This window comes from Anoxybacillus sp. FSL W8-0104, from assembly GCF_038004465.1.
GTDB classification, from domain to species: Bacteria; Bacillota; Bacilli; order Bacillales; family Anoxybacillaceae; genus Anoxybacillus; species Anoxybacillus flavithermus_G.
Genome location: NZ_JBBOQU010000001.1, coordinates 1995049 through 2020941, shown reverse-complemented (window position 1 = coordinate 2020941; position 25893 = coordinate 1995049). Strand labels below are relative to the sequence as shown.

The following is a 25893-nucleotide window of genomic DNA, read 5'->3' as shown; positions in this document are numbered from 1 at the left end:
GTTGGAACCATTCGTCGTTCATAAAGGAAAAGTGGCTGGCTTAGATCGAGCAAATATAGATACGGATCAAATTATTCCGAAACAATTTTTAAAACGAATTGAACGCACCGGATTTGGTCAATTTCTTTTTTACGATTGGCGTTATTTGTCGGACGGAACACCAAACCCACATTTTGAGTTAAACCGTCCTGAAAACGAAGGCGCGACCATTTTAGTTGCAAATGAAAATTTCGGATGTGGTTCATCGCGCGAACACGCTCCTTGGGCGCTTGCGGATTACGGATTTCGTGCCATTATTGCTCCTTCATTTGCTGATATTTTTTACAACAACTGTTTGAAAAATAGTTTACTTCCTATTAAACTTCCAAAAGAAGACGTCGCTTATTTGTTAAAACAAGCGGAACGGGCAGATTACGAACTAACGATTTCGCTTGAACAACAAGTCGTTTTTGATGATGAAGGGTTTACAAGCTCGTTCGACATCGATCCTTATCGAAAACAGCTCCTTTTAAAAGGTTGGGACGAAATTGATTTAACGTTCATGTATGAACCATATATTATCGCCTACGAAAAAGCACGCTCTTGACATTTTGTCGAGGGCGTTTTTCGTTGAATTTATTCGCAAACATTGCTAAACTGAAAGGCAAATGTGAACGAAGGTGAGTATATGTGAAAAATCGAAAAATCGTTCCACATCCTTATCTAAAAGAGCGATTGTTGGCAGAAGGGATGGAAGCGTTAAAAGGAAAGCGATATAAAGAAGCGTATACGTATTTCGTGCAGTTAGAACAACTTCAATGGCATGATGATGATGTACAAATGGCGCTTGTTGTTTGTTTATTTGAAATGGGACAGATCGAAGAAGCGAAAGAAAGATGTGAACAACTGTTAGAGCGCGGCAGCGGGGATTGGGCCGTATACATCTCGATGCTCGTCCATTTACAACAATACGACGAGGTGGTTGCAGTTATTCACAAAATTCAACGAAAAGGAATCGATTGCACTCCATTTTTACCGCTTTTACAGTTTAGTGAAAAAATGATTCGTTCACAGTACGAACAACAAGCAAAACAATATGAAGCCATTTTTGAAAGCGAACAATGGTCAAAACAATTGCGCATTCTTCACCAATTAGATTCGCCCATCGTTTTGCGCATTGTTCCGATATTCGCTCGCTATTTGTGTGATGAAACAAAACACCCGATTGTAAAGACGACCATGTTGCACATATTAAAGAAAGAACAAGTGACAGAGCTGATAATCGTAAAAAAATTTGGTCAAACGATGACCGTTGTTCCAGTCGAGCTTGATGAGCAAAAACAAAACGATTGGATTGAACAAGCACTTGATATTGTCGAACAAACGTGGGCGAAACAAAATCCGACAATGTATGAATGGTGCAAACAAATATGGCTTCGTTACATGTTTGTGATGTATCCATTTCTCCCAACAGAATCGGTACAACAATGGGCGAATGCGCTATACACATATATCGAGCAATGTGAAACGGGACAGACGATATCGACAAATCCGCTCGTTTCCAAACTTTATGAAGTAGAAAAATTATGGCTCTCTGTTGAAAGTATATGATTGTATGGTATAATATAGTGGTTGTATTACACATAAAACCGTGTATGCCTACATATATGTAGTTCATTTACATGAATTTTTATTTTTGAAGTTGGAGGGAAAGAAGCATGTCGGCGAAATGGGAAAAACTCGAAGGTAACCAAGGCGTTCTTACAGTAGAAGTAGACGCTGAAAAAGTGAATGAAGGATTAGATGAAGCGTTTAAAAAAGTAGTGAAAAAAGTACAAATTCCAGGATTTCGTAAAGGAAAAATTCCTCGCTCTCTATTTGAAAAACGTTTCGGCGTTGAGTCATTATACGCAGATGCGTTAGATATTTTATTGCCAGAGGCATACGCAAAAGCTGTCGAAGAAACAGGTATTGAGCCAGTTGATCGTCCAGAAATCGACGTCGAGCAAATAGAAAAAGGAAAAAGCTTAATTTTCACTGCAAAAGTAACTGTGAAGCCAGAGGTTACACTTGGCCAATATAAAGGTCTTGAAGTTGAAAAATTGGACGATACTGTAACAGACGAAGATGTGGAGCAAGAATTAAAACGCCTGCAAGAGCGCCACGCTGAGCTTGTTGTGAAAGAAGAAGGAACAGTAGAGAACGGTGATACAGTCGTCATCGATTTCGAAGGATTCGTTGATGGTGAACCGTTTGAAGGTGGAAAAGCAGAAAACTATTCGCTCGTCGTCGGATCAGGTACATTCATTCCTGGATTTGAAGAACAATTAATCGGCATGGCTGCTGGAGAAGAAAAAGATATTGAAGTAACATTCCCAGAAGAATATCATGCAGAGCAATTAGCTGGTAAACCAGCGGTGTTCAAAATTAAATTGCATGAAATTAAAACAAAACAACTTCCAGCACTTGACGATGAATTTGCCAAAGACGTAGATGAAGAAGTCGAAACATTAGATGCATTGAAAGAAAAAATTAAAGAGCGCTTAACAAACGAGAAAAAAGAAGAAGCAGAAGCAGCACTTCGCGATGCGGTTGTTCAAAAGGCGACAGAAAATGCACAAATGGACATTCCAGAAGTGATGGTGAAAAATGAAACAGATCGCATGATTCGCGAGTTTGAACAACGTTTACAAATGCAAGGATTAAACCTTGACTTATACTATCAATTCTCTGGACAAGATGAAGCAGCACTTCGTGAACAAATGAAAGAAGAAGCAGAAAAACGTGTTCGTGTAACGTTGACGCTTGAAGCGATTGTAAAAGCAGAAAACATCGACGTCACAGAAGAAGAAGTAGAAAAAGAATTGCAAGAAATGGCGAGTCTTTACAACTTATCTGTTGATCAGTTAAAAGAGCTTCTAGGCACATTAGATGGCTTAAAAGAAGACTTAAAAATGCGCAAAGCGATCGATTTCCTTGTTGAAAACAGCAAAGTTGTTGCATAATGAGAGGAGAAAGAACAAGGTGCCACACGTGCCTTGTTCTTTCCACATATAAATCACTATGGAAGTTTTCTAACTTTTCACGCACATTTGCATTTTTATTGGCATACTTTTAAAGATTTATGATAAAATGACGAATACATAACGTTTTTTCATTTTTATGTACATATGATCGTAAAGGAATAAGGGGTGAAAACATGTTTAAATTTAATGATGAAAAAGGGCAGTTAAAATGCTCGTTTTGCGGCAAAACGCAAGAACAAGTGCGCAAGCTTGTTGCTGGCCCAGGCGTATACATATGTGATGAATGTATTGAATTGTGTACTGAAATTGTGCAGGAGGAGCTTGGATCGGAAGAAGAAGTAGAATTTAAAGATGTACCGAAACCGAAGGAAATTCGCGAAATTTTAGATGAGTACGTCATCGGACAAGATGAGGCGAAAAAAGCGCTTTCTGTGGCAGTGTACAACCATTACAAACGCATTAATTCAAACAGTAAAATTGACGATGTTGAATTAGCGAAAAGTAACATTTTAATGATCGGGCCGACAGGAAGTGGAAAAACGTTGCTCGCTCAAACGCTTGCACGCATCTTAAATGTGCCATTTGCGATCGCTGATGCGACATCGCTAACAGAAGCCGGGTATGTCGGTGAAGACGTTGAAAATATTTTGTTGAAGCTCATTCAAGCTGCAGATTATGATATTGAGCGAGCAGAAAAAGGAATTATTTACATCGATGAAATTGACAAAATTGCGCGGAAATCAGAAAACCCTTCCATTACGCGCGACGTATCTGGTGAAGGGGTACAGCAAGCATTATTAAAAATTTTAGAAGGTACTATCGCGAGTGTGCCGCCACAAGGGGGGCGCAAGCATCCGCACCAAGAATTCATTCAAATTGACACGACAAACATTTTATTCATTTGCGGTGGGGCGTTTGACGGTTTAGAGCCAATTATTAAACGCCGCCTCGGTAAAAAAGTGATCGGATTTAGTTCGGATGCACAAACGGAAGTTGAAGAAAAGGACTTGTTGTCGAAAGTGTTGCCAGAAGACTTATTAAAATTCGGATTAATTCCAGAATTTGTTGGACGTCTTCCGGTCATTACGAGCTTGCAACCGCTCGATGAAGATGCGCTTGTTGATATTTTAGTCAAGCCGAAAAATGCGCTTGTGAAGCAATATGAAAAAATGCTTGAGCTTGACGATGTTGAACTTGAATTTGAAGAAGAGGCACTTCGTGAAATCGCGAGACGTGCGATTGAACGAAAAACAGGAGCGCGTGGCTTACGTTCCATTATTGAAGGCATTATGCTTGATGTTATGTTTGAATTGCCATCACGTGAAGATGTGAAAAAATGTGTCATTACTGCACAAACGGTACGCGGAGAAAAAGCGCCGCTTCTCATTTTACACGATGGAACAATCGTCGAGTACGAACGAAAAACATCTGCGTAAATGGAAAAAGATCGATTTTCCGAATCGGAAAGTCGATCTTTTTTTGTTTATTTCTTTCCTCGCTCGGAGATACTATGCATACAGTACATATGCAGGAGGAACGGCCGTCAACTACCCCCACTTAGCTAACGCTTGAAGTGAGGGCTTGCAACTCCCCAGAAGTGCAAACGGACTTCTTCCTCCTTCCTTGACTTGGGGTTGCATCAGGGGCAGGTTGACGACTACCCAACGACGCAGGTCATGCCTGCATCGTTACCGATTCTCTCGGTGTGTCTGTTGGCAGTACTTGGCTTCCACACACAACAGACGGACCTACGCTCGATGTTTTACGGTTACAACGTTTCCTGTAACCAACTCCATACATCGAGTAGCAGTTATTGGAGTGCCTTTATTGAACGGTTTTCTCCACGCCTTTATTATATCATACACAAAAGAAAGGGGGAACGCGCATTCCTCTCCCACTTACTCCCTTTGGTCGTTGAAGTGGGAGTCTCCTGCGCGAAATAGGATGAATTGGACAAATATTGCGCTGCTTATTCAGTTGTTTTTCGGGATCATTATCGGTCTATATTTTTTAAACTTATTAAAAAGTCAACGGACGCAAAAAATTTCGATTGACAAAGAAGCACGAAAAGAGATGGAACAACTTCGGAAAATGCGTTCGATTTCGCTCACGGAGCCGCTTGCTGAAAAAGTGCGTCCAAAGACGTTTGATGATATTGTTGGTCAAGAAGATGGCATAAAAGCATTAAAAGCTGCATTATGTGGACCGAATCCGCAACACGTCATCATTTACGGGCCACCAGGTGTTGGAAAAACAGCGGCCGCTCGTCTCGTGTTAGAAGAAGCGAAAAAAAATCCTCTGTCCCCTTTTCGAAAAGATGCGGTATTCGTTGAGTTAGATGCGACGACTGCCCGCTTTGATGAACGCGGCATTGCGGATCCGCTCATCGGTTCTGTGCATGATCCGATTTATCAAGGGGCGGGTGCAATGGGACAAGCCGGCATCCCGCAACCGAAGCAAGGGGCAGTGACGAACGCCCACGGTGGCATATTATTTATTGATGAAATTGGTGAATTGCACCCTATTCAAATGAACAAGCTATTAAAAGTGTTAGAGGACCGAAAAGTATTTTTCGAAAGCGCATATTATAGCGAAGAAAATCCGAACATTCCAAACCACATTCATGACATTTTCAAAAACGGCCTGCCTGCTGATTTTCGGCTCGTTGGTGCAACAACGCGAACGCCAAACGAAATACCGCCAGCCATTCGCTCGCGATGTATGGAAGTCTTTTTCAGAGAGCTAGAACAAGAAGAAATTGCTCAAATTGTGAAAAAGGCAGCAGAAAAAGTAAACCTCCCGATTGAAGAACAGGCGGTTCATGAGCTTGCGATGTATGTTCGCAACGGAAGGGAAGCGGTCAATACGTTACAAATCGCGGCGGGAATCGTCATTTCTGAGAAACGTTCTAAAATTTTACGCCAAGATATTGAATGGGTTATTCAATCAAGTCAATTATCGCCACGCTATGAGAAAAAAGTGGGACAAGAAGCGAAAATTGGATTAGTGAATGGATTAGCAGTTTATGGCCCAAATAGCGGAGCGTTGCTAGAGATTGAAGTGGCGGTGTTGCCGACAAAAGAAAAAGGGACGATCAATATGACGGGCATTGTCGAAGAAGAACAAATTGGTGGCCAGGGCAAGTCGATTCGGCGCAAAAGTATGGCGCGCGGCTCGATCGAAAATGTCGTTACCGTTTTACGTTCACTCGGTGTTCCGGCAGATCAATATGATATTCATGTAAACTTTCCAGGTGGTGTTCCAATTGACGGCCCTTCTGCTGGTGTAGCGATGGCGATTGGGATTTACTCTGCGATTTATCGCTTACCTGTTCATCCAACAATAGCAATGACGGGAGAAATTGGTGTACATGGAAACGTGAAGCCAGTTGGGGGTATTTTTCCAAAAGTGAAGGCAGCGAAACAAGCTGGTGCAAAAACGGTTATCATTCCACGGGAGAATATGCAGTCAATTTTAAGGCAAGTAACGGGCATTGAAATTGTTCCAGTTGACCATATTGGCGATGTTCTTTCTTTCTTATTTCACGAACACGTTCGTTCTGTTCCGATGCGTCATCATTTACCAAAAACAGAGCGGATGTGAAAGCGATCGGCTTCAACGGAGCGTTGAAGTCGATTTTTTACGATGAAAGATTTTACAAACTCTATAATGTACTATACAATAGGGCAATAGAAGTATGATGGAGGTGCGGGTTGTGGCGAGAAAGAAAAATAAAGTGATTCCACTCTTGCCGTTAAGAGGATTACTTGTGTTCCCGACGACAGTATTGCATTTAGATGTTGGACGGGAAAAATCCGTGCAGGCGTTAGAAAAAGCGATGGTTGAAGACAATCTCGTGTTATTAACGTCGCAAAAAGACGTACAAATTGATGATCCGGAACTTGAAGATTTATATGATATGGGGACGGTTGCGCGGGTGAAGCAATTATTGAAGTTGCCGAACGGGACATTTCGTGTGCTCGTTGAAGGAATATCGCGCGGAAAAGTATTAAAATGGGTAAGTGAAGATCCTTGCTATGTCGTGCAAATTGAACAGTTTACCGACAATGAAAAGGACGATATGGAACTTGAAGCATTGCGCCGTACGATGCTTGAATATTTTGAGCAATACATAAAACTATCGAAAAAGTTGTCTGCAGATATTTATACATCTGTCATGGACATTCAGCAAGCGGGACGAATGGCGGATATTATCGCTTCCCATTTGCCGTTAAAGCTTGAAGAAAAACAACGATTGCTTGAAGCGGTCGATGTGAAAGAGCGTGTGCATCAAATCATTCAAATTCTTCATAATGAAAAAGAAATTTTACATTTAGAGAAACGAATTAGCCAGCGCGTGAAACAGTCGATGGAGCGGACGCAAAAAGAATATTATTTACGCGAGCAAATGAAGGCCATTCAAAAAGAGCTCGGCGAAAAAGAAGGAAAAGCTGGCGAGATTGAGTTGTTGCGTGAAAAAATTGAACAAGCAGGAATGCCCGAGCATGTTAAAGCTACGGCGTTAAAAGAATTAGATCGCTATGAAAAAGTACCTGCTGCTTCGGCAGAAAGCGGGGTCATTCGCAACTATTTGGATTGGTTGCTTGCCTTGCCATGGACGAAACAAACAGAAGATATTCACGATATTCACCGTGCAGAAAAAATTTTAAACGAAGAACATTACGGGCTCGAAACAGTGAAAGAGCGCGTTCTTGAATATTTAGCTGTGCAACAACTGACGAACTCGTTGCGAGGTCCAATTCTTTGTTTAGTTGGTCCGCCGGGAGTTGGAAAAACATCGCTCGCTCGTTCGATTGCAAAAACGTTAAATCGACATTTCGTTCGTATTTCGCTCGGTGGGGTGCGAGATGAATCGGAAATTCGTGGACATCGCCGCACGTACGTCGGGGCTTTACCGGGACGCATTATTCAAGGAATGAAAAAAGCAGGAACGATCAATCCTGTATTTTTGCTTGATGAAATTGATAAAATGTCAAGCGATTTTCGCGGTGACCCTTCTGCTGCACTATTGGAAGTGTTAGATCCGGAACAAAACCATTCCTTTAGCGATCATTATATTGAGGAGCCATATGACTTATCTAAAGTGATGTTTATTGCAACAGCGAATACACTCGCGACAATTCCGCGTCCACTGCTCGATCGAATGGAAGTTATCACGATTCCGAGTTATACAGAAATTGAAAAATTGCACATTGCAAAAGAACATTTATTACCGAAACAAATGGAAGCACACGGTTTGCAAAAACGCATGCTTCATATGCGCGATGATGCGATCATGCAAGTGATTCGCTATTATACACGCGAAGCAGGTGTGCGCAACTTAGAGCGCCAACTTGCATCGATTTGTCGCAAAGCTGCAAAAACGATCGTGTCAGAAGGACGAAAGCGCATCGTAGTCACAGAAAAAAATGTAAGTGAATTTTTAGGAAAACCGAAATATCATTACGGGCAGGCAGAGAATGAAGATCAAGTCGGGGTAGCGACAGGTCTTGCATATACTACAGCTGGTGGAGATACGCTAGCGATTGAAGTGTCCATTGCTCCTGGAAAAGGAAAACTGACGTTGACGGGTCAATTAGGCGATGTGATGAAAGAATCTGCTCAGGCAGCATTTACATACATTCGCTCGAAAGCAAAAGAACTCGGCATTGATCCGGAGTTTCATGAAAAACTAGATATTCATATTCATGTGCCAGAAGGAGCGGTACCAAAAGACGGTCCATCAGCAGGGATTACGATGGCGACAGCACTTATTTCTGCATTGACGGGAAAACCAGTCAGTCGCTTTGTCGGCATGACAGGGGAAATTACATTGCGCGGTCGTGTGCTTGCGATTGGTGGTGTGAAAGAAAAAGTGTTAAGCGCCCATCGCGCCGGATTAAAGAAAGTCATTTTACCGAAAGAAAACGAAAAAGATTTAGAAGATATTCCAGAGGTTGTAAAAAAACAATTGCAGTTTGTTCTCGTTTCACATATTGATGATGTACTTGAACATGCTTTGGTAGGTGGAGAAAAATGAAAATTACAAACGTAGAAATGGTCATTAGCGCTGTGAGGCAAGAACAATATCCAGCAGGCCAGCTCCCAGAGTTTGCGCTTGCTGGGCGCTCAAACGTCGGAAAATCGTCGTTTATTAATAAAATGATTAACCGAAAAAATTTTGCGCGCACTTCGTCAAAACCTGGAAAGACACAAACATTGAACTTTTATCGCATTAACGATGCGTTTTATTTTGTTGACGTGCCGGGATATGGATTTGCGAAAGTATCAAAAACAGAACGCGAAGCATGGGGGAAAATGATTGAAACGTATTTTACGACACGTGAACAGCTGAAGGCAGCGTTGTTGATCGTTGATTTGCGTCATCCCCCAACGAAAGATGATGTGATGATGTATGAGTTTTTAAAACATTACAACATTCCGACGCTCGTCATCGCAACGAAAGCGGATAAAATTCCACGCGGGAAATGGCAACAACATGAGAAAGTCGCCAAAGAAACATTGCGTCTTATTTCAGATGACGAACTTATTATTTTTTCGGCTGAAACAGGACAAGGGAAAGATGAAGCGTGGGGAGCATTGCAAAAATGGATGTAAAAAATGTGGGTGATTGACCCACATTTTTTGTATAGTTAGCCTTTTTTTATGAATAATAAGTACAATCCGATCAAAATGAACGACAATGGCCAAATATGAATGAGTGAATCAAACGTTACGGATGTGAACACTTGTTGAAGCCGATGTGAAAATAAAAAAATGATCGACAAAACAAAAAGTAAAACGGTAGGAAGCAATGCTTGTTTCGTTTTTATGTACTGTAGCAACAATCCGAGCGCGATAATAAAGGTGACCATGCTTATATGATCCGGCCATGATGAAAGGCGCGAAGCGAGATGAAAATGAACGCCAATTCCTGTGAACACAACACCGGATAAAATAGCGGAGTAGTCTTTTCCGATGTACGCTTGACCTAAAAAAGCGATTCCGGTAATGAACAACAACGTTGGCCACGTATGAAAAGATGGAAAAAGTGAAAATCGCTCAAGTAAAAAATACATCCCAAAACCGATTAAGATGATGCCAGAAAAAATACCACGTTTTTTCATTGAAAATCCCCCAATTCCATGCGACACTTAAAACAGCATCTGTTCCTAGTTTACTAAATGCGCGCCATTTAAGAAAGATCGAAAGTTGTCAAATTGTATTCACAGTTTATAAGGAAAAAACAATGTAGACGTGCTATAATGAAATGAGATGACTTTAAACTTCGGGGTGATGGGAAATGTATGTCGTCGTTGTCAGTGTGAACTATCGTACAGCCCCTGTCGAAATTCGTGAGAAATTGACGTTTAATCAAACGGAACTTGCTGAAGCGATGAAAGCGCTACAAAAGCAAAAAAGTATGTTAGAAAACGTCATCGTATCGACGTGCAATCGTACGGAAATTTATGCGGTCGTCGATCAATTAAACACAGGGCGTTATTATATAAAAACATTTTTAGCGGATTGGTTTGGTCTTGATAAAGAACAAATCGTTCCGTATTTACGCATTTATGAAGAACGTGAGGCGATTGAACATTTGTTCCGCGTTGCTTGCGGTCTTGATTCAATGATTTTAGGTGAAACGCAAATTCTTGGACAAGTGCGCACAAGTTTTCTTTTAGCGCAACAAGAAAACACAATAGGCACGGTGTTTAAACAACTATTTAAACAAGCGATTACATTAGCGAAGCGTGCCCATGCGGAAACAGAAATCGGCGCCAATGCCGTATCTGTCAGCTATGCAGCGGTGGAATTGGCGAAAAAAATTTTTGGTGATTTAAAAAATAAACATGTGCTTATATTAGGTGCTGGAAAAATGGGAGAATTGGCCCTGCAAAACTTGTACGGAAGCGGGGTTAAACGCGTGACGGTCGTGAATCGTACGTTTGAAAAGGCGCAGCAACTTGCCGAACGATTTAACGGAGATGCCAAGCCGTTATCACAATTGCAATGTGCGTTGTTGGAAGCAGATATTTTAATTAGTTCGACAGGCGCAAAGCAATACGTCATCACAAAAGAGACGATGGTAGTCATTGAAAAAATGCGCAAAGGTCGTCCATTTTTTATGATTGATATTGCCGTACCACGCGATTTAGATCCTGCGCTTGCTGAGTTAGATAGCATCTTTTTATATGATATTGACGACTTGCAAGATATTGTTGAAGCGAATTTAGCCGAGCGGAAAAAAGCGGCCGAGCAAATTGAACGTATGATTGCTGAGGAAATGGACGAGTTTCAACAATGGTTGCATATGCTCGGAGTTGTGCCGATTATTGCAGCTTTGCGTGAAAAAGCGATGCTTATTCAAGAAGAAACGATGAAAAGTTTAGAGCGAAAATTACCGCATTTATCGGAACGCGATAAAAAAGTGTTAAACAAACATACAAAAAGTATCGTCAATCAATTGTTGCGCGATCCGATTTTGCGCGCAAAAGAATTGGCTGCAGAGGACAATGCGGAAGAAGCGCTTCAGTTGTTTATGAAAATTTTCAATATTGAACAACAAGTGAAGCAGCAACAAAAAGAGATAAGCTGTGTTCACGAGCGAGCGACAGAACCGTCTTTTCAATCGTAAGGGAGATCACATATGTTTGATATGACGAGATGGTATGAACTCTCGCTTCTTTTACATGCATCGTCCGTTTTATTTTATTTTATTGATTTTCTTCATCACAACCGGAAGGCAAACCGCATTGCTTTCGGGTTGCTTTCTATTGTTTGGGGGATGCAAACATTTTTCTTTTTTGCGAGAATGGTCGAGACAGGGAAATTCCCTGTTTTAACACTTGCGGAGGGGCTGTCGTTTTACGCGTGGTTACTTATTACGTTATCGCTCGCGATTAATAGGTGGCTGCGCGTTGATTTTCTCGTCTTTTTCACAAACGTATTAGCGTTTTTTATTCTTTCATTGCATACGTTCGCACCGACGCCCTACACTGTTGGCATCGCAGAGCAACTAATGTCTGAACTGTTGTTTATTCATATTACGATGGCTATTTTATCGTACGGGGTATTTTCGATTTCGTTTATGTTTTCGCTTTTATATTTGCTCCAATACGAGTTATTGAAGAAGAAAAAATGGGGAAAGCGGTTATGGCGGCTTGGTGATTTAGCCAAGTTTGATGACCTTGCGTACGTGCTTAATGGTGTCGGTGTTCCGATTTTGTTATTGAGTTTAATTTTAGGTGTTGTTTGGGCATATATGAAAGTAGATCATTTCGTTTTATACGATGCAAAAGTGCTCGGTTCGTTTACTGTATTGGCAACATACAGTTTTTATTTATATAAGCGAGCTGTCAAAGGGATACAAGGGAAAGAAATGGCAGTTTGGAATGTCGGCTCGTTCCTTATTTTGCTTATTAATTTCTTTTTGTTTGGTACGTTATCGCAATTTCATTTTTAGCGATTGTTGGAGGAAAGAAAAATGAGAAAAATTATTGTCGGTTCGCGCCGTAGCAAGTTAGCGCTAACTCAAACAAATTGGGTCATCGAACAACTGAAACAACTCGGGGCCCCGTTTGAATTTGAAGTAAAAGAAATCGTCACAAAAGGCGATCAAATTTTACATGTGACGTTATCGAAAGTAGGAGGCAAAGGGTTGTTCGTGAAAGAAATTGAACAAGCGATGCTAGATCGCGAAATTGATTTTGCCGTTCATAGTATGAAAGATATGCCTGCTGTTTTGCCAGACGGATTAATGATCGGATGCGTACCGAAGCGTGAAGACCATCGCGATGTGCTTATTTCCAAAGGGCATATTCCGTTTGAACAACTACCAAGCGGAGCGGTTGTTGGAACGAGCAGTTTACGACGTTCTGCGCAGCTGTTAGCCGTTCGTCCAGATTTACAAATTCAATGGATTCGTGGCAACATTGACACTCGTTTGGCGAAATTACAAACAGATGCGTACGATGCCATTATACTTGCAGCTGCTGGATTGCATCGCATGGGATGGGCGAAAGAAGTCATCACACAATATTTATCGACCGACATATGCGTCCCAGCCGTTGGACAAGGGGCGTTGGCTATTGAATGTCGCGAAGATGATGCGGAGCTTTTACATTGGTTAAATAAGTTGACCGATAAGCAAACGGAACGAGCCACTCGCGCAGAGCGAGCATTTTTACAGCATATTGAAGGTGGCTGTCAAGTGCCTGTTGCCGGTTATGCGTACGTTGATGAAGATGCGATTGTGCTTACAGCACTTGTTGCAACACCGAATGGAACAGAAGTATTGAAAGAAGTCGTGCAAGGAACAGAGCCCGAAAAAGTGGGTACGGAAGCGGCAAAACGGCTAATTGAACGGGGTGCAAAACAACTAATTGGGCGTGTGTTAAAGGAGATGCAGTAAATGCTTATGGGGAAACGGGTGCTTGTGACGCGTGAGAAAGCGCAAGCGAAAGCGTTATCGCAAACGTTGGAACGGTACGGTGCGATTCCGGTTGAATTGCCGTTGATTCGCATTGAACGGGCAAAACAAGTAGGTCAAGACTTATTACACAAATGGCATACGTTTGATTGGATTGTATTTACGAGCCAAAACGGAGTTAAATATTTTTTCGAGCTGATTAGCGAAATGAAACCACCAACGTGGCCGAAAGTGGCTGCAGTAGGGGAAAAAACAGCGAAAGCATTGCAAAAACGAAACGTTGTTGTCGACCTCATTCCAAATGAATTTGTCGCTGAAAGTTTAGTTGAAGCGTTAAAACCGTTACTTTCTACGCATGCGCGCGTGTTGCTTGTGAAAGGAAACTTAGCGCGCGATACGTTGCGAGAGCAATTAAGCAGCATCGCAGACGTGACAGATTGGATCGTATACGAAACGACGATGAATGAAGAAGCGAAGCCACAACTCATTGCGCTCCTTCAACAACGAATGATTGATGTCGTTACGTTTACAAGTTCATCGACGGTACATAGTTTTGCGCACGCGATCGCAGGGGAAGACATCAATTTGTCTTTTGTTACGATCGCATGCATCGGTCCAATCACGAAACAAACAGCTCTTGATTTAGGCATTCCTGTTCACGTTTGTCCACATACATATACAATTGATGCAATGGTTGAAGAGATTAATCAATATTTGAAGATAAGAGGTGAGTAAATATGCAATTTGCACGTCATCGTCGTTTGCGCCAAACAGCAAATTTACGAGCTATGGTGCGTGAAACACATCTTCATATGGAAGATTTCATTTATCCGATTTTTGTGATTGAAGGAGAAAACATAAAAAACGAAGTACCTTCCATGCCGGGGGTGTATCAGCAGTCGCTTGACTATGCGCTTGAAGATGTAAAAGAGGCTGTTCAATTAGGTGTACGGTCGATTATCGTATTTGGTGTACCAAACGAGAAAAACGAAATCGCTTCGCAAGCGTATTGTGAGCACGGTGTCGTTCAACGTGCTATTCGCGCGATCAAAGACGCATTTCCGGAACTTGTCGTGATTGCCGACACATGTTTATGCCATTATACGAGCCATGGACATTGTGGTATCGTAGAAAACGGAACGATTGTCAACGACGATACGCTTGAATTATTGGCAAAAACAGCAGTCAGTCAAGCGAAAGCGGGGGCGGACATCATCGCGCCATCTAACATGATGGACGGGTTTGTCGCAGCGATTCGCCAAGCGCTAGATGAAGAGGGATTTACATATGTGCCAATTATGTCCTATGCCGTAAAATACGCATCAGCATTTTACGGTCCATTTCGCGATGCAGCCCATAGCGCGCCGCAGTTTGGCGACCGTAAAACGTACCAAATGGATCCTGCTAATCGGCTAGAAGCGTTTCGTGAAGCAGAAGCAGATGTGGAGCAAGGTGCTGACTTTTTAATGGTTAAACCGGCGCTATCGTATTTAGATATTATTCGCGACCTCAAAAATCATTTTCATTTGCCGATTGTCGCTTATAACGTAAGCGGAGAATATGCGATGGTAAAAGCAGCTGCGCAAAACGGATGGATTGATGAAAAAGCAGTTGTGCTTGAAATGTTAACAAGCATGAAGCGCGCAGGCGCCGACTTAATTTTAACGTATTTTGCAAAAGATGTTGCTCGATGGCTAAAGGAGGGGAAATGATGCGTAGTTATGAACGTTCCAAAGCGGCATATGCTGAGGCAGTTAAGCTTATGCCTGGCGGTGTAAACAGCCCAGTGCGCGCATTTAAGGCGGTAAAAATGGATCCGATTTTTATGGAGCGCGGAAAAGGTTCAAAAATTTACGACGTTGACGGCAATGAATATATTGACTATGTGTTATCTTGGGGACCGCTTATTTTAGGTCATGCGAACGATCAAGTTGTTGAAGCATTAAAACGAGTAGCGGAAACAGGAACAAGTTTCGGTGCTCCAACGTTAATTGAAAACGAACTCGCCAAACTCGTCATGGAGCGCATGCCGTCTATTGAAATCATTCGTATGGTTAGCTCGGGAACAGAAGCGACAATGAGCGCCCTTCGTTTAGCACGCGGCTATACAGGACGAAATAAAATCGTCAAATTTGAAGGATGCTATCACGGACATGGCGATTCGCTTTTAATTAAAGCGGGGTCAGGTGTAGCGACACTCGGTTTGCCAGATAGCCCAGGGGTGCCAGAAACGGTTGCTCAACATACAATTACTGTACCGTACAACGATTTACAAAGCGTACGTTACGCGTTTGAAAAGTTCGGTGAAGATATCGCGGCGGTTATTGTCGAACCTGTTGCTGGAAATATGGGGGTCGTTCCGCCAGAACAAGGTTTCTTGCAAGGTTTGCGCGATGTGACGAACGAATACGGTGCCCTTCTTATTTTTGATGAAGTGATGACAGGTTTCCGTGTCGACTATTATAGCGGTCAAGGTTATTACGGTGTCAAGCCAGACTTGACGTGCCTTGGAAAAGTCATCGGTGGTGGACTACCAGTCGGGGCATACGGTGGTCGGGCTGATATTATGGAGAAAATTGCACCGAGTGGTCCGATTTATCAAGCCGGTACGTTATCAGGAAATCCGATGGCGATGACAGCTGGCTATGAAACGCTCCGACAACTGATGCCAGAAACGTATGAGCAGTTTAAGAAAAAAGCGAATCGTTTAGCAGAAGGGTTAAGCGAAGCAGCAAAAGCGTATGATATTCCACATACGATTAACCAAGCCGGCTCGATGATCGGCATGTTCTTTACGAATGAGCGCGTCACAAACTACGAAACAGCAAAAACGTCCAATTTAGACTTATTTGCTCGTTATTATCAAGAAATGGCGAATGAAGGCATTTTCTTGCCACCATCGCAATTTGAAGGCATGTTTTTGTCCACTGCGCATACAGATGAAGATATTGAAAAAACAATTGAAGCAGCGCGACGTGCGTTTGCAAAAATTAGCGATTGCCTCTAGGGCATCGCTTTTTTTATGCATACTTCTTTTTTTCTTCTCATAACCATAGTAATGTGAAATGACTTGGACGTTGAAGGAGAGATGAGCATGTTGCGTTTTTCAATTGAAGAAGCGATTGCGTTTCGACGTGAGCATCACGTTGATCAGTTATTATCGATTTCGCTACAACCGACAATTACAATCGAGGAACAAGAAGATTACGTGTATATTCGCGGTGTGCTAGAACTATCTGGAGAATATACAAAACATGAAGAAGATGGAGAAGATGTTGAAACATTTGAACTCGGGCGATACATTGAACAAGTGCGTATGCGTGATGAGGAAACGGGTGAATTTTTACATCAATTTCCAATTGACGTAACTGTTCCAAAAGAGCGAGTCGATGATCTTGAACAAGTGTATGTGCTGATCGAATCATTTGATTATGACTTACGGAAAAACGAATTACTTCTTATTGCTGAAGTGGCCATTCACGGTATTCAAATGGATGATGATCGAGAAGACGAAGAAGAGTGGGATGCGTACAACGTAGACGACTTTGAACCGTTTGAAGCTGTTGCCCATCAAGAAGTATATGAAGAAGAAAAAGAAGAACAAGAAGAACGAGAAACAATCGTCAATGTACCGACATTTTATATGCTCCATGAAGAACAGGTAGCTGATAATGACGAACATAAAGAAGAACGGATTGATGTTCAAGGGGAGCATGAAGAAGAACAGGTAGCTGATAATGACGAACATAAAGAAGAACGGATTGATGTTCAAGGAGAGCATGAAGAAGAACAGGTTGATACTCAAAAGGGATATGAAGAAGAACAGGAGAGCAAGCGAGAAGAAACGTCTTTTCAACTTGAACTAAAAGGAAGGGAGACGAACGAAAAGCGGAATGAAAATGCGTTATATTTAACAAAACTATTTGGTAAAAATGAAGAACAGGCATTTGCTCGTTTGAAAATTTGTATTGTCCAACAGGGCGATTCGTTGGACAAGATCGCCGAGCGATACGACGTATCTGTTCAACAGTTGTTGCGTACAAATCATTTAGAAAGCGGTGCGGATATACACGAGGGGCAGTTACTATACATTCCAACGCCAAGTAAAGTATAAAAGGGCGGCATGGTGATGAAACAAGCGAGCGTGCAAAAATGGGAAACGATAAATGGAACATACGCGATTAAACGCATCGATTCATTTGCTTATTGGCAGGTGATTGAGCAAGCTTACCGCTTACGCATTCCGCTTGCTATTCCGATTTATGAAGCGAAAAAGCGAGATGGGCAATGGTATTATATGATGCCTTGGCTAAAAGAAAAAACGGATCCAACATCGTCATTTTTTCACGATTTAGCGCGATGGCATAAACATTCGTTAAAAGAAATACAAACGACTGAAACGGAAATCGAATCTTATTATGAGGAACGAAAAAGCTCACTTGAAAAGGCAAAACAAACATTAACTCATCATATTGAACAATGTGAAAAACAATGGTATATGTCGCCGTTTCAACTGCAATGTTGCACTCATTTTCTCGATATTATGCGCGCCATCTCGTTTTCTGAACATACGTTAAATGAATGGCGCGAGCGCATGCGTGAAAAAAAGACGGTGCGTATTTGTTATATTCACGGTCGACCATCGTTTCAACATTATGTGGAACGAGAAGATGGCACTGCGTATTTTATTAGTTTCGAACGGGCGCGCTGGGCTCCACCATTTCATGATTTGCTTTTCTTTTTCCGCCAATATTTGTATACGTATCCGTTGACGTGTGATGAAGCGGTACAGTGGCTTGCACAATATGAACAAACATTGGCGCTTGAAGAAGATGAACGGTTATTGTTTTTTCATTTACTTGTTGATCCACATCGGTTTGTTCGTCTCATTCATCGGTACGAACAACAACGTCATGACCGGCAACTGACCGCTGCTTGGCAACGGGCATATTGGCAAATGAAAAATATTGAATATGTCATTGGAAAATGGGAAGAAGAAAAGCAACAACATCAAATCCAATCGTAATGTAAAGCGAAGGAAAGCAAAATAAAAATGGCGAGTAAAATGACATCAATGGTTGTTGGAAATAAAATGGTACGAATCGCCTGAACGACGGTAATCGGGATGATGCATTGTTCAGCAATAAAGCGAAGTTTTCGTAGCCACGGTGGCCAGGCGTACGGATTGTAACGCTTACGCATATGCTCACCTCCTTTTCAAATGATTAGCTCCACATATTGGAGCTTTTCTTTTTTACCATATGTATAAAGAAGTGAAAATGTGGCAAACCTTATTGACGATTCATATGATTTTTATATAGTATTATGTATGAATAGAAAAAAGCGAAGATAGGGAAGAGTACGGCGCAACCCGCCTAGCAGAGAGGGAAATCAGTAGCTGCGAGATTTCCTAGGTTCGTGGTCGTCGGAAGGTCGCCCTGGAGCTGCTTCTTCGAACGAAAGTAGAAGAGGCCGGTGCATCGCCGTTATCGATTTGAGTGCTTAAGCGTTGCTTAAGAAAAAAGGTGGTACCGCGAAAGAGTCTCCTTTCGTCCTTTTCGGATGAAAGGAGTTTTTTATTTTAGCGAAGGAGGGATTTGTATGTTACCGCCGAAGTACGACCACCGTGCTGTTGAGGCAAACCGTTATGAATGGTGGCTAAAAGGAAAATTTTTTGAAGCAACAAGTGACGAAAGGAAGAAACCATTTACGATCGTCATTCCACCCCCAAATGTGACAGGGAAACTTCATTTAGGACATGCGTGGGATACGACGTTACAAGACATTATTACGCGCATGAAGCGCATGCAAGGGTACGACGTGTTATGGCTTCCGGGCATGGATCATGCGGGTATTGCTACGCAAGCAAAAGTAGAAGAAAAGCTGCGCAACGAAGGAAAAACACGTTACGACTTAGGACGTGAAAAGTTCGTTGAAGAAACGTGGAAATGGAAAGAAGAGTATGCTGGGCATATTCGCTCCCAGTGGGCAAAGCTTGGGCTCGGACTCGATTATACGCGAGAGCGCTTTACGCTTGATGAAGGACTATCTAAAGCGGTGCGTGAAGTGTTCGTTTCGCTATATAAAAAAGGACTGATTTATCGCGGCGAATATATTATTAACTGGGATCCGGTGACAAAAACAGCATTATCGGACATTGAAGTCGTATATAAAGATGTGCAAGGTGCGCTATATCATATACGCTATCCGCTTGCGGACGGCTCAGGTTATATCGAAGTGGCAACGACACGTCCAGAAACGATGCTTGGCGATACAGCCGTTGCCGTTCATCCAGAAGACGAACGCTACAAACATCTTATCGGAAAAACAGTCATTTTACCGATCGTCGGTCGCGAAATTCCGATTATTGGTGATGAGTACGTTGACATGTCGTTCGGTTCTGGGGCAGTAAAAATTACGCCAGCACACGATCCAAACGACTTTGAAATCGGAAACCGTCACAACTTGCCTCGCATTCTCGTCATGAACGAAGACGGTACGATGAACGACAACGCTCTTCAATATAAAGGGCTCGATCGCTTCGAATGCCGTAAGCAAATTGTGAGAGACTTACAAGAACAAGGCGTGCTGTTTAAAATCGAGGAACATATGCATTCGGTTGGTCATAGTGAACGTAGTGGTGCTGTTGTAGAACCGTATTTATCGACGCAATGGTTCGTCAAAATGAAGCCGCTTGCTGAAGCTGCGATTGAACTACAAAAAACAGAAGGAAAAGTGAATTTCGTTCCAGAGCGATTTGAAAAAACGTACTTACATTGGATGGAAAATATTCGCGATTGGTGCATTTCTCGTCAGCTTTGGTGGGGGCATCGTATTCCAGCATGGTATCATAAAGAAACAGGCGAAGTGTATGTCGATCATGAGCCACCAGCTGATATCGAAAATTGGGAACAAGATCCAGATGTATTAGATACATGGTTTAGTTCTGCGCTTTGGCCGTTTTCAACGATGGGCTGGCCGGATGAAACATCGGCAGACTATAACCGTTATTATCCAACGGATGTGCTTGTAACAGGATATGACATCATTTTCTTCTGGGTATCGCGCATGATTTTCCAAGCGCTTGAGTTTACAGGAAAACGTCCGTTTAAAGATGTGCTTATTCACGGACTAGTACGCGATGCACAAGGACGAAAAATGAGCAAATCGCTCGGTAACGGCGTTGATCCGATGGATGTGATCGATCAGTACGGTGCCGACTCGCTTCGTTACTTTTTAGCGACAGGAAGTGCACCTGGTCAAGACTTGCGCTTTAGCACAGAAAAAGTTGAAGCGACATGGAACTTCGTCAATAAAATTTGGAATGCTTCTCGCTTTGCGCTCATGAACATGGAAGGATTCACGTATGAAGACATTGATTTACATGGTGAAAAATCGGTTGCCGATCATTGGATTTTAACACGTTTAAATGAAACGATTGAGACGGTAACAAAACTTGCCGATAAATACGAGTTTGGTGAAGTCGGTCGCGTATTATATAACTTCATTTGGGACGACTTATGCGATTGGTATATTGAAATGGCGAAATTGCCGCTATACGGCGAAGATGAACAAGCGAAGAAAACGACGCGCTCTGTTCTTGCTTATGTGCTTGATCAAACGATGCGTCTCCTTCATCCGTTTATGCCGTTTGTGACGGAAGAAATTTGGCAACAACTTCCTCATGAAGGAGAGTCAATTACAGTTGCTTCGTGGCCACAAGTCCGTTCTGAACTAAGCAGTCATGAAGCGGCCGAACAAATGCGCTTGCTCGTCGATATTATTCGTGCGGTGCGTAACATTCGCGCAGAAGTGAATACGCCGCTAAGCAAGCCAATTACGCTGCATATTAAAGCGAAAGACGAGCAAATTGCGAATACGCTTCAGAAAAACCGCTCATATATCGAGCGCTTCTGTAATCCTAGCGAGCTTGTCATCGACACGACGATTCCAACGGTCGAGAAAGCGATGACCGCTGTTGTGACAGGGGCAGAACTAAGCTTGCCGCTCGAAGGGTTAATTAATATTGAAGAAGAAGTGAAACGTCTCGAAAAAGAGTTACAGAAACTCGATCAAGAAGTCGAGCGCGTGCAAAAGAAACTAAGTAATGAAGGATTTTTAGCGAAAGCGCCAGCGCACGTAGTTGAAGAGGAACGGAAAAAAGAACGAGATTATCTCGAAAAGCGTGAAGCGGTCCGCGCCCGTCTTGCACAATTAAAACAATAGTTTTATGATGAAGACGAATCCATTTTGGATTCGTCTTTCACTTTAGTAAAAGGGGGATTTTTTTTCATGGTTCGTACATATAAAGAAGCAGTCGATTGGATTCATAGTCGCTTAACGTTAGGTGTGAAGCCGGGACTTAAACGAATGGAATGGATGATGGAGAAGCTCGATCATCCAGAGCGTCGCATCAAGGCGATTCATGTTGGTGGGACGAACGGAAAAGGATCGACCGTTTGCTTTTTACGTCACATTTTACAAGAAGCAGGCTATCGTGTCGGAACTTTTACATCGCCGTATGTGGAGCAATTTAACGAGCGAATAAGCATCAACGGCCAACCGATTAGCGACGTCGATCTCATTCGCCTTGTCCAAGTCATTCAGCCTTTAGCGGAAGAGTTAGAACAAACGGAATTAGGCGGGCCGACAGAGTTTGAAGTTATTACCGCCATGGCACTTTATTATTTTGGCAAAATGAACGTGCAAGACGTCGTCATTTTTGAAGTAGGACTTGGCGGACGCTTAGATTCAACGAACGTTATTTATCCGCTTTTATCGGTGATTACAAATGTCGGTTACGACCATATACATATATTAGGGAATACACTTGAACAAATTGCGTTTGAAAAAGCGGGAATTATTAAAGCAGGCATCCCTGTTATGACAGCGATTGATCAGCGGGAGGCTCTACAAGTAATAAAAGAGAAAGCGACATCGGTACGCTCAAAAGCATATGTGCTCGATCGCGATTTTACCATTTTCGCTCATGAACCAACAACCGATGGAGAACGTTTTTCATTACAAACACCTTTCGCTTCATATGACGATGTGACAATAACGATGCTCGGTGCACATCAAGTGAAAAACGCAGCGCTTGCGCTGATGGTTGCCGACTATTTACGTACGTATTATTCGTTTCTGATTGAGCGTGAACATATGTACAACGGCATTCGAAAAGCAGCATGGCTCGGGCGATTTGAAAAAATGGATGAACGTCCACTTATCATTATTGATGGGGCGCATAACGAAGAGGGAATTGATAGCCTCGTTGCGACAATAAACGCTCATTATCCGAATCGCGGTGTACACGTACTGTTTACAGCGTTAGGGGATAAACCGGTTGCTGCGATGATTCGAAAGTTAGAAACGATTGCCGAGACGATGACGTTTACAACATTTGATTTTCCGCGTGCCCTTTCTGCTGAGCAACTAGCTGAACAAGCGACGCATCGAAACGTTCAATGCGCAACTGACTGGAAACAATGGCTGAAAGAAAAGCGAAAACAAATCGCAACTGATGACATCATTTTAATTACAGGTTCACTTTATTTCATCTCAAATGTGCGAAATTTTATAAAAAATAAATATAACTAAACGAGAGATTGTTGGTATAATAGATAAAAAGTAGGATTTTTGAAAGGGGGAGAGGTAGGTGAGGAGAAGCTTGCTACATTTCTTTTTTGTTTTCTCTTTTGTTATCCTCTTCAGCTGTTATTTTCCTGTACTGGGTCACGCTCAGACATCTCCGTCATTAGATTTCACAGTTGTTCCGTCCCAAAATGAATATGCAAAGCCTCCTAATGAGGATGCTAAGGGACGGCTGGATATAACCATTACTCCAAAAGGAAAAATTGATAACATCGTTCGCCCGCCGATTGATGTCGTGTTTGTTTTTGACATCTCCGGCTCAATGGATGAATTGGGAACGGATCCTATGAAATTTCAAAGTGCTAAACAGGCATTAGCTTCGTCTATACATTATTTCAAGGCAAATGCTAATCCAAGTGACCGATTTGCTCTAGTCCCCTTCTCAGATGGTGTTAAGTATGATCGAGTTGTTCCATTTCCATCGGGTGTGTATAATGTTTCATCCCACTTAGAGACTATTTTAAAAACAGCCAATGGTTTAGTTGCTGGAGGGGGAACAAACTACTTAGCTGCGTTGCAAACAGCTCAGTCCTTTTTTGATGATTCTACTCGAAAAAAATATGTTATATTTTTAACTGATGGTAAGCCAACGGTATCAAAGGTAAAGGAAGAAGTGACATATAATAACCAGACAGCCAATTTAGATGTTGAATATAGATTGTTTAGTAATGGTATAACCTCTGAGAGAGTGATCTACTATCCAAGTGGAAGACAGTCAACTTTATCACGAAATTCAACAGATTATGCAAAATATAAAGAGAAAATACGTAGTCATGCGTTGAATATGTCTAAGGAACTTGGTAGTAGTAATGTCACACTTTACTCGATTGGATTCGGAAATAATCGAGATGTTGACTTAAATTATCTAGAGCGGTTATCGGCGATAACTGGTGGGATTGCCAAACAAGGCACAACACAAAACTTAGTAGAAATTTTCCGGGAATTTTCAAAACTTGCAATAGATCCAGTATTGTCAGGGACAATTCGCATTCCTCTTCATTCGTTCGATGGAAAGGTGCAAATTTTTGAAAATGGTAATGTATGGATTGATGATACTAAGACGAATGCTTACATTTCATTTAACGTCAATTATAACGTTGGTCAGTCTACACCTTCCCCAATAAATGTATCTGTGCCGATCGCGTTCAAGGAAAAAGGAACATATACGCTGAATGCAGAGATGGTTTATAGGGATGTGTATGGTGTAACACAACCGTCTATTAATAAGCAAGTTACGATAGTAGTAAAGGATGAAGTTCCACCGACATTTGACGGAAAAGTAGAGCTTCAAGGGGTTTCCCACGATGTTAGCGCCCTAATTAAATATGGAAATACTAACGGTGATTCTAACCAATTTGTTGCACGATATACGCTAATTCCTAGTGGCTATGTTGGAAGTGGTAAGTCAGGCTATTTAAGCAATATAAAAATTATTCAACCGCTTCCACAAGGAGTAACAACGGTGGCTTCTTCTCAAAATGTTAATGTTTACACTAAGGACGGTACAATGTATGCGGAACTTTTGTTTCCAGATAAGAAAGTTGATTATACAGAACTGAATAATACGTCGTTGAATGTTGATTTAAAATTACAGGTAAACTGGGCGATGGATGCAGTGCAATTGCCTCGGGCGACAGTTTCTTTTGAAGATAGTATCTATGGTCTAAGATCATCTGTATTGCCAATAGCTTCAAAGTTAATCGGGATGAAGGTGAGACTTTTAGAGTTCCCAAACATTTATTATGAAGGAGATAGCCGAGGACTCGTTTCTAAATGGCAGACACTTCCATTGACAACGAATTTGATTGCTGAAACGAAGCATCCTAATGATTATGGGTTACGAATGTTGCCAATCCAGTCATTATCGTTTAAGCCGGACAGCGACAATTATATTATTTTGGTAACTTACAAGGATGGCGAATCGGTTGAATTAAATCTTAAACCTCAGTTAAAAATATTGAAGTCTGACAACGTAGAGATTCCAAGTGGATCTGTGGTAACAGAGCCTGTGAAGGTTCGTATTGTTGGATTTGTGGCAGGTGAAAATGTTTCTTATCAATATCAAATGGCTAACTTAAAGCAAAATATCAATTGGAGTTCACTAGTTGAGCCGTATGAAATTCCGATTACTGTTGACGGTTTAACGACGATTTCTGTTAAGTCATTTGGTGGATTTACAAAAGAGCCTAGCCTCTCATCTGTTTCTGTGACATACAACAAGTTGATTAGTAGCATCAGACTTGAGTACAATAGGGAGATGAATGTGGGAGATGAGCAGATTATTCGACCAGTCATTTCTCCAATTGATGCAACGAACCAGCAGTTACAGTGGAGTTCAAGTGACCCGAATATTGCTACTATTGATCAACAAGGAAAAGTGGTGGCGAAGAGAACAGGTGTTGTGAACATCACAGTTAGAACATTAGATGGAAGTAATTTGTATGAAAGTGCACAAATTCGAGTCATAGATCCTATTGTTTTGCTAGAAGGAATTCGTTTTAAACGTTCGATTTTGTATGTAACAGTTGGCACGAAGGTTTACCTCAATGAAGAAATTGAATTCATACCGGGTAATGCAACAAATAGAAAAATTGATATGAGTTCGAGCTCTCCAAGTTATGTTGCTGTTTTTGAACAAAACGAAAAATGGGTTTTAGAGGCAAAGGAGTTAGGATATGCAACAATCACGGCGAGAGCTAGAGATAACGAGAGGATTTCGGCATCTATGCTTGTCATTGTAAGAGATGGGGATTTAGGAGATGAGTTTGAAGATAAAAGGAATAAATGGTAAAAAGCAGACGCGAG

The 25893-nt window shown here is 41.9% G+C and carries 20 protein-coding genes and 1 other annotated feature; of the genes, 18 read left to right on the top strand and 2 right to left on the bottom strand.

Features of this window, described 5'->3' with window-relative positions; translation table 11 throughout:
- Window position 1 precedes the first annotated feature (1 nt).
- The 7 genes from leuD (at window position 2) to yihA (ending at window position 9623) form a co-directional block, all read left to right on the top strand.
- The gene (gene leuD, locus NST18_RS10675) at window positions 2-586 is read left to right on the top strand and encodes a 3-isopropylmalate dehydratase small subunit (protein ID WP_004889186.1); all 585 of its coding nucleotides are present in this window, start codon (window positions 2-4) and stop codon (window positions 584-586) included.
- An 83-nt stretch (window positions 587-669) separates the two neighbouring features.
- A complete protein-coding gene (locus NST18_RS10670; protein WP_004889188.1) occupies window positions 670-1590 on the top strand; it encodes a DUF3196 family protein in 921 nt (306 codons plus the stop codon).
- A 107-nt stretch (window positions 1591-1697) separates the two neighbouring features.
- Window positions 1698-2984 (top strand): trigger factor, encoded by a 1287-nt coding sequence (gene tig, locus NST18_RS10665; RefSeq protein ID WP_004889189.1) that lies wholly within the window; start codon window positions 1698-1700, stop codon window positions 2982-2984.
- Window positions 2985-3178: 194 nt separating this feature from the next.
- On the top strand, window positions 3179-4441 hold the full coding sequence (gene clpX / locus NST18_RS10660; protein WP_004889191.1) for an ATP-dependent protease ATP-binding subunit ClpX: 1263 nt from the start codon (window positions 3179-3181) through the stop codon (window positions 4439-4441).
- 508 nt (window positions 4442-4949) lie between these two features.
- Entirely contained in the window at window positions 4950-6608 is a 1659-nt protein-coding gene (lonB, locus tag NST18_RS10655; RefSeq protein ID WP_004889192.1) for an ATP-dependent protease LonB, read from the top strand.
- A 97-nt stretch (window positions 6609-6705) separates the two neighbouring features.
- On the top strand, window positions 6706-9045 hold the full coding sequence (lon, locus tag NST18_RS10650; RefSeq protein WP_192948206.1) for an endopeptidase La: 2340 nt from the start codon (window positions 6706-6708) through the stop codon (window positions 9043-9045).
- Window positions 9042-9623 (top strand): ribosome biogenesis GTP-binding protein YihA/YsxC, encoded by a 582-nt coding sequence (yihA, locus tag NST18_RS10645; RefSeq protein WP_004889195.1) that lies wholly within the window; start codon window positions 9042-9044, stop codon window positions 9621-9623. Before lon ends, yihA begins: the two co-directional genes overlap by 4 nt.
- A gap of 35 nt (window positions 9624-9658) precedes the next feature.
- Here yihA and NST18_RS10640 read toward each other — a convergent pair whose 3' ends face one another.
- Window positions 9659-10132, bottom strand: a complete 474-nt coding sequence (locus NST18_RS10640; RefSeq protein WP_035018485.1) for a LiaI-LiaF-like domain-containing protein — start codon at window positions 10130-10132, stop codon at window positions 9659-9661.
- Window positions 10133-10308: 176 nt separating this feature from the next.
- Between NST18_RS10640 and hemA the strand changes: the two genes are divergently transcribed.
- The 8 genes from hemA (at window position 10309) to NST18_RS10600 (ending at window position 18463) form a co-directional block, all read left to right on the top strand.
- Window positions 10309-11643 carry a glutamyl-tRNA reductase gene (gene hemA / locus NST18_RS10635; RefSeq protein ID WP_004889198.1) on the top strand — a complete coding sequence of 445 codons (1335 nt, stop codon included), beginning with the start codon at window positions 10309-10311 and terminating at the stop codon, window positions 11641-11643.
- A gap of 12 nt (window positions 11644-11655) precedes the next feature.
- Window positions 11656-12471 (top strand): cytochrome C assembly family protein, encoded by an 816-nt coding sequence (locus NST18_RS10630; protein WP_004889199.1) that lies wholly within the window; start codon window positions 11656-11658, stop codon window positions 12469-12471.
- 21 nt (window positions 12472-12492) lie between these two features.
- Window positions 12493-13419 carry a hydroxymethylbilane synthase gene (gene hemC, locus NST18_RS10625; protein WP_004889201.1) on the top strand — a complete coding sequence of 309 codons (927 nt, stop codon included), beginning with the start codon at window positions 12493-12495 and terminating at the stop codon, window positions 13417-13419.
- The gene (locus NST18_RS10620; protein ID WP_004889202.1) at window positions 13420-14172 is read left to right on the top strand and encodes a uroporphyrinogen-III synthase; all 753 of its coding nucleotides are present in this window, start codon (window positions 13420-13422) and stop codon (window positions 14170-14172) included.
- Window positions 14173-14174: 2 nt separating this feature from the next.
- Complete coding sequence (gene hemB, locus NST18_RS10615) at window positions 14175-15149, top strand: porphobilinogen synthase (RefSeq protein WP_077427980.1); 975 nt, start codon at window positions 14175-14177, stop codon at window positions 15147-15149.
- Window positions 15149-16444, top strand: a complete 1296-nt coding sequence (gene hemL, locus NST18_RS10610) for a glutamate-1-semialdehyde 2,1-aminomutase (protein WP_088223677.1) — start codon at window positions 15149-15151, stop codon at window positions 16442-16444. Before hemB ends, hemL begins: the two co-directional genes overlap by 1 nt.
- 87 nt (window positions 16445-16531) lie before the next feature.
- Window positions 16532-17551 (top strand): stage VI sporulation protein D, encoded by a 1020-nt coding sequence (gene spoVID, locus NST18_RS10605; RefSeq protein WP_340721429.1) that lies wholly within the window; start codon window positions 16532-16534, stop codon window positions 17549-17551.
- 15 nt (window positions 17552-17566) lie between these two features.
- Window positions 17567-18463 (top strand): aminoglycoside phosphotransferase, encoded by an 897-nt coding sequence (locus tag NST18_RS10600; protein WP_340721428.1) that lies wholly within the window; start codon window positions 17567-17569, stop codon window positions 18461-18463.
- Here the strand turns inward: NST18_RS10600 and NST18_RS10595 are convergent.
- Window positions 18448-18639 (bottom strand): hypothetical protein, encoded by a 192-nt coding sequence (locus NST18_RS10595; RefSeq protein WP_003396391.1) that lies wholly within the window; start codon window positions 18637-18639, stop codon window positions 18448-18450. The two genes, NST18_RS10600 and NST18_RS10595, sit on opposite strands and share 16 nt — an antisense overlap.
- Window positions 18640-18774: 135 nt before the next feature.
- Window positions 18775-18997: a binding site (T-box leader), on the top strand.
- A gap of 41 nt (window positions 18998-19038) precedes the next feature.
- On the opposite strand from NST18_RS10595, the gene NST18_RS10590 reads away from it, so the two are divergent.
- The 3 genes from NST18_RS10590 (at window position 19039) to NST18_RS10580 (ending at window position 25879) form a co-directional block, all read left to right on the top strand.
- Window positions 19039-21663, top strand: a complete 2625-nt coding sequence (locus NST18_RS10590) for a valine--tRNA ligase (protein ID WP_340721426.1) — start codon at window positions 19039-19041, stop codon at window positions 21661-21663.
- A 66-nt stretch (window positions 21664-21729) separates the two neighbouring features.
- The gene (locus NST18_RS10585) at window positions 21730-23034 is read left to right on the top strand and encodes a bifunctional folylpolyglutamate synthase/dihydrofolate synthase (protein ID WP_340721424.1); all 1305 of its coding nucleotides are present in this window, start codon (window positions 21730-21732) and stop codon (window positions 23032-23034) included.
- Between the two features lie 58 nt (window positions 23035-23092).
- Window positions 23093-25879 carry a VWA domain-containing protein gene (locus NST18_RS10580; RefSeq protein WP_340720652.1) on the top strand — a complete coding sequence of 929 codons (2787 nt, stop codon included), beginning with the start codon at window positions 23093-23095 and terminating at the stop codon, window positions 25877-25879.
- Window positions 25880-25893: the final 14 nt, after the last annotated feature.

Bases quoted from the DNA above. Each gene is read 5' to 3' on its own strand.
- NST18_RS10630 (WP_004889199.1), top strand. From the start codon at position 11,656: ATGTTTGATATGACGAGATGGTATGAACTCTCGCTTCTTTTACATGCA.
- NST18_RS10640 (WP_035018485.1), bottom strand. From the start codon at position 10,132: ATGAAAAAACGTGGTATTTTTTCTGGCATCATCTTAATCGGTTTTGGG.
- hemL (WP_088223677.1), top strand. From the start codon at position 15,149: ATGCGTAGTTATGAACGTTCCAAAGCGGCATATGCTGAGGCAGTTAAG.
- hemB (WP_077427980.1), top strand. From the start codon at position 14,175: ATGCAATTTGCACGTCATCGTCGTTTGCGCCAAACAGCAAATTTACGA.
- spoVID (WP_340721429.1), top strand. From the start codon at position 16,532: ATGTTGCGTTTTTCAATTGAAGAAGCGATTGCGTTTCGACGTGAGCAT.
- lonB (WP_004889192.1), top strand. From the start codon at position 4,950: ATGAATTGGACAAATATTGCGCTGCTTATTCAGTTGTTTTTCGGGATC.
- NST18_RS10585 (WP_340721424.1), top strand. From the start codon at position 21,730: ATGGTTCGTACATATAAAGAAGCAGTCGATTGGATTCATAGTCGCTTA.
- tig (WP_004889189.1), top strand. From the start codon at position 1,698: ATGTCGGCGAAATGGGAAAAACTCGAAGGTAACCAAGGCGTTCTTACA.
- hemC (WP_004889201.1), top strand. From the start codon at position 12,493: ATGAGAAAAATTATTGTCGGTTCGCGCCGTAGCAAGTTAGCGCTAACT.
- yihA (WP_004889195.1), top strand. From the start codon at position 9,042: ATGAAAATTACAAACGTAGAAATGGTCATTAGCGCTGTGAGGCAAGAA.
- NST18_RS10595 (WP_003396391.1), bottom strand. From the start codon at position 18,639: ATGCGTAAGCGTTACAATCCGTACGCCTGGCCACCGTGGCTACGAAAA.
- hemA (WP_004889198.1), top strand. From the start codon at position 10,309: ATGTATGTCGTCGTTGTCAGTGTGAACTATCGTACAGCCCCTGTCGAA.
- clpX (WP_004889191.1), top strand. From the start codon at position 3,179: ATGTTTAAATTTAATGATGAAAAAGGGCAGTTAAAATGCTCGTTTTGC.
- NST18_RS10600 (WP_340721428.1), top strand. From the start codon at position 17,567: ATGAAACAAGCGAGCGTGCAAAAATGGGAAACGATAAATGGAACATAC.
- NST18_RS10620 (WP_004889202.1), top strand. From the start codon at position 13,420: ATGCTTATGGGGAAACGGGTGCTTGTGACGCGTGAGAAAGCGCAAGCG.
- lon (WP_192948206.1), top strand. From the start codon at position 6,706: ATGGAGGTGCGGGTTGTGGCGAGAAAGAAAAATAAAGTGATTCCACTC.
- NST18_RS10590 (WP_340721426.1), top strand. From the start codon at position 19,039: ATGTTACCGCCGAAGTACGACCACCGTGCTGTTGAGGCAAACCGTTAT.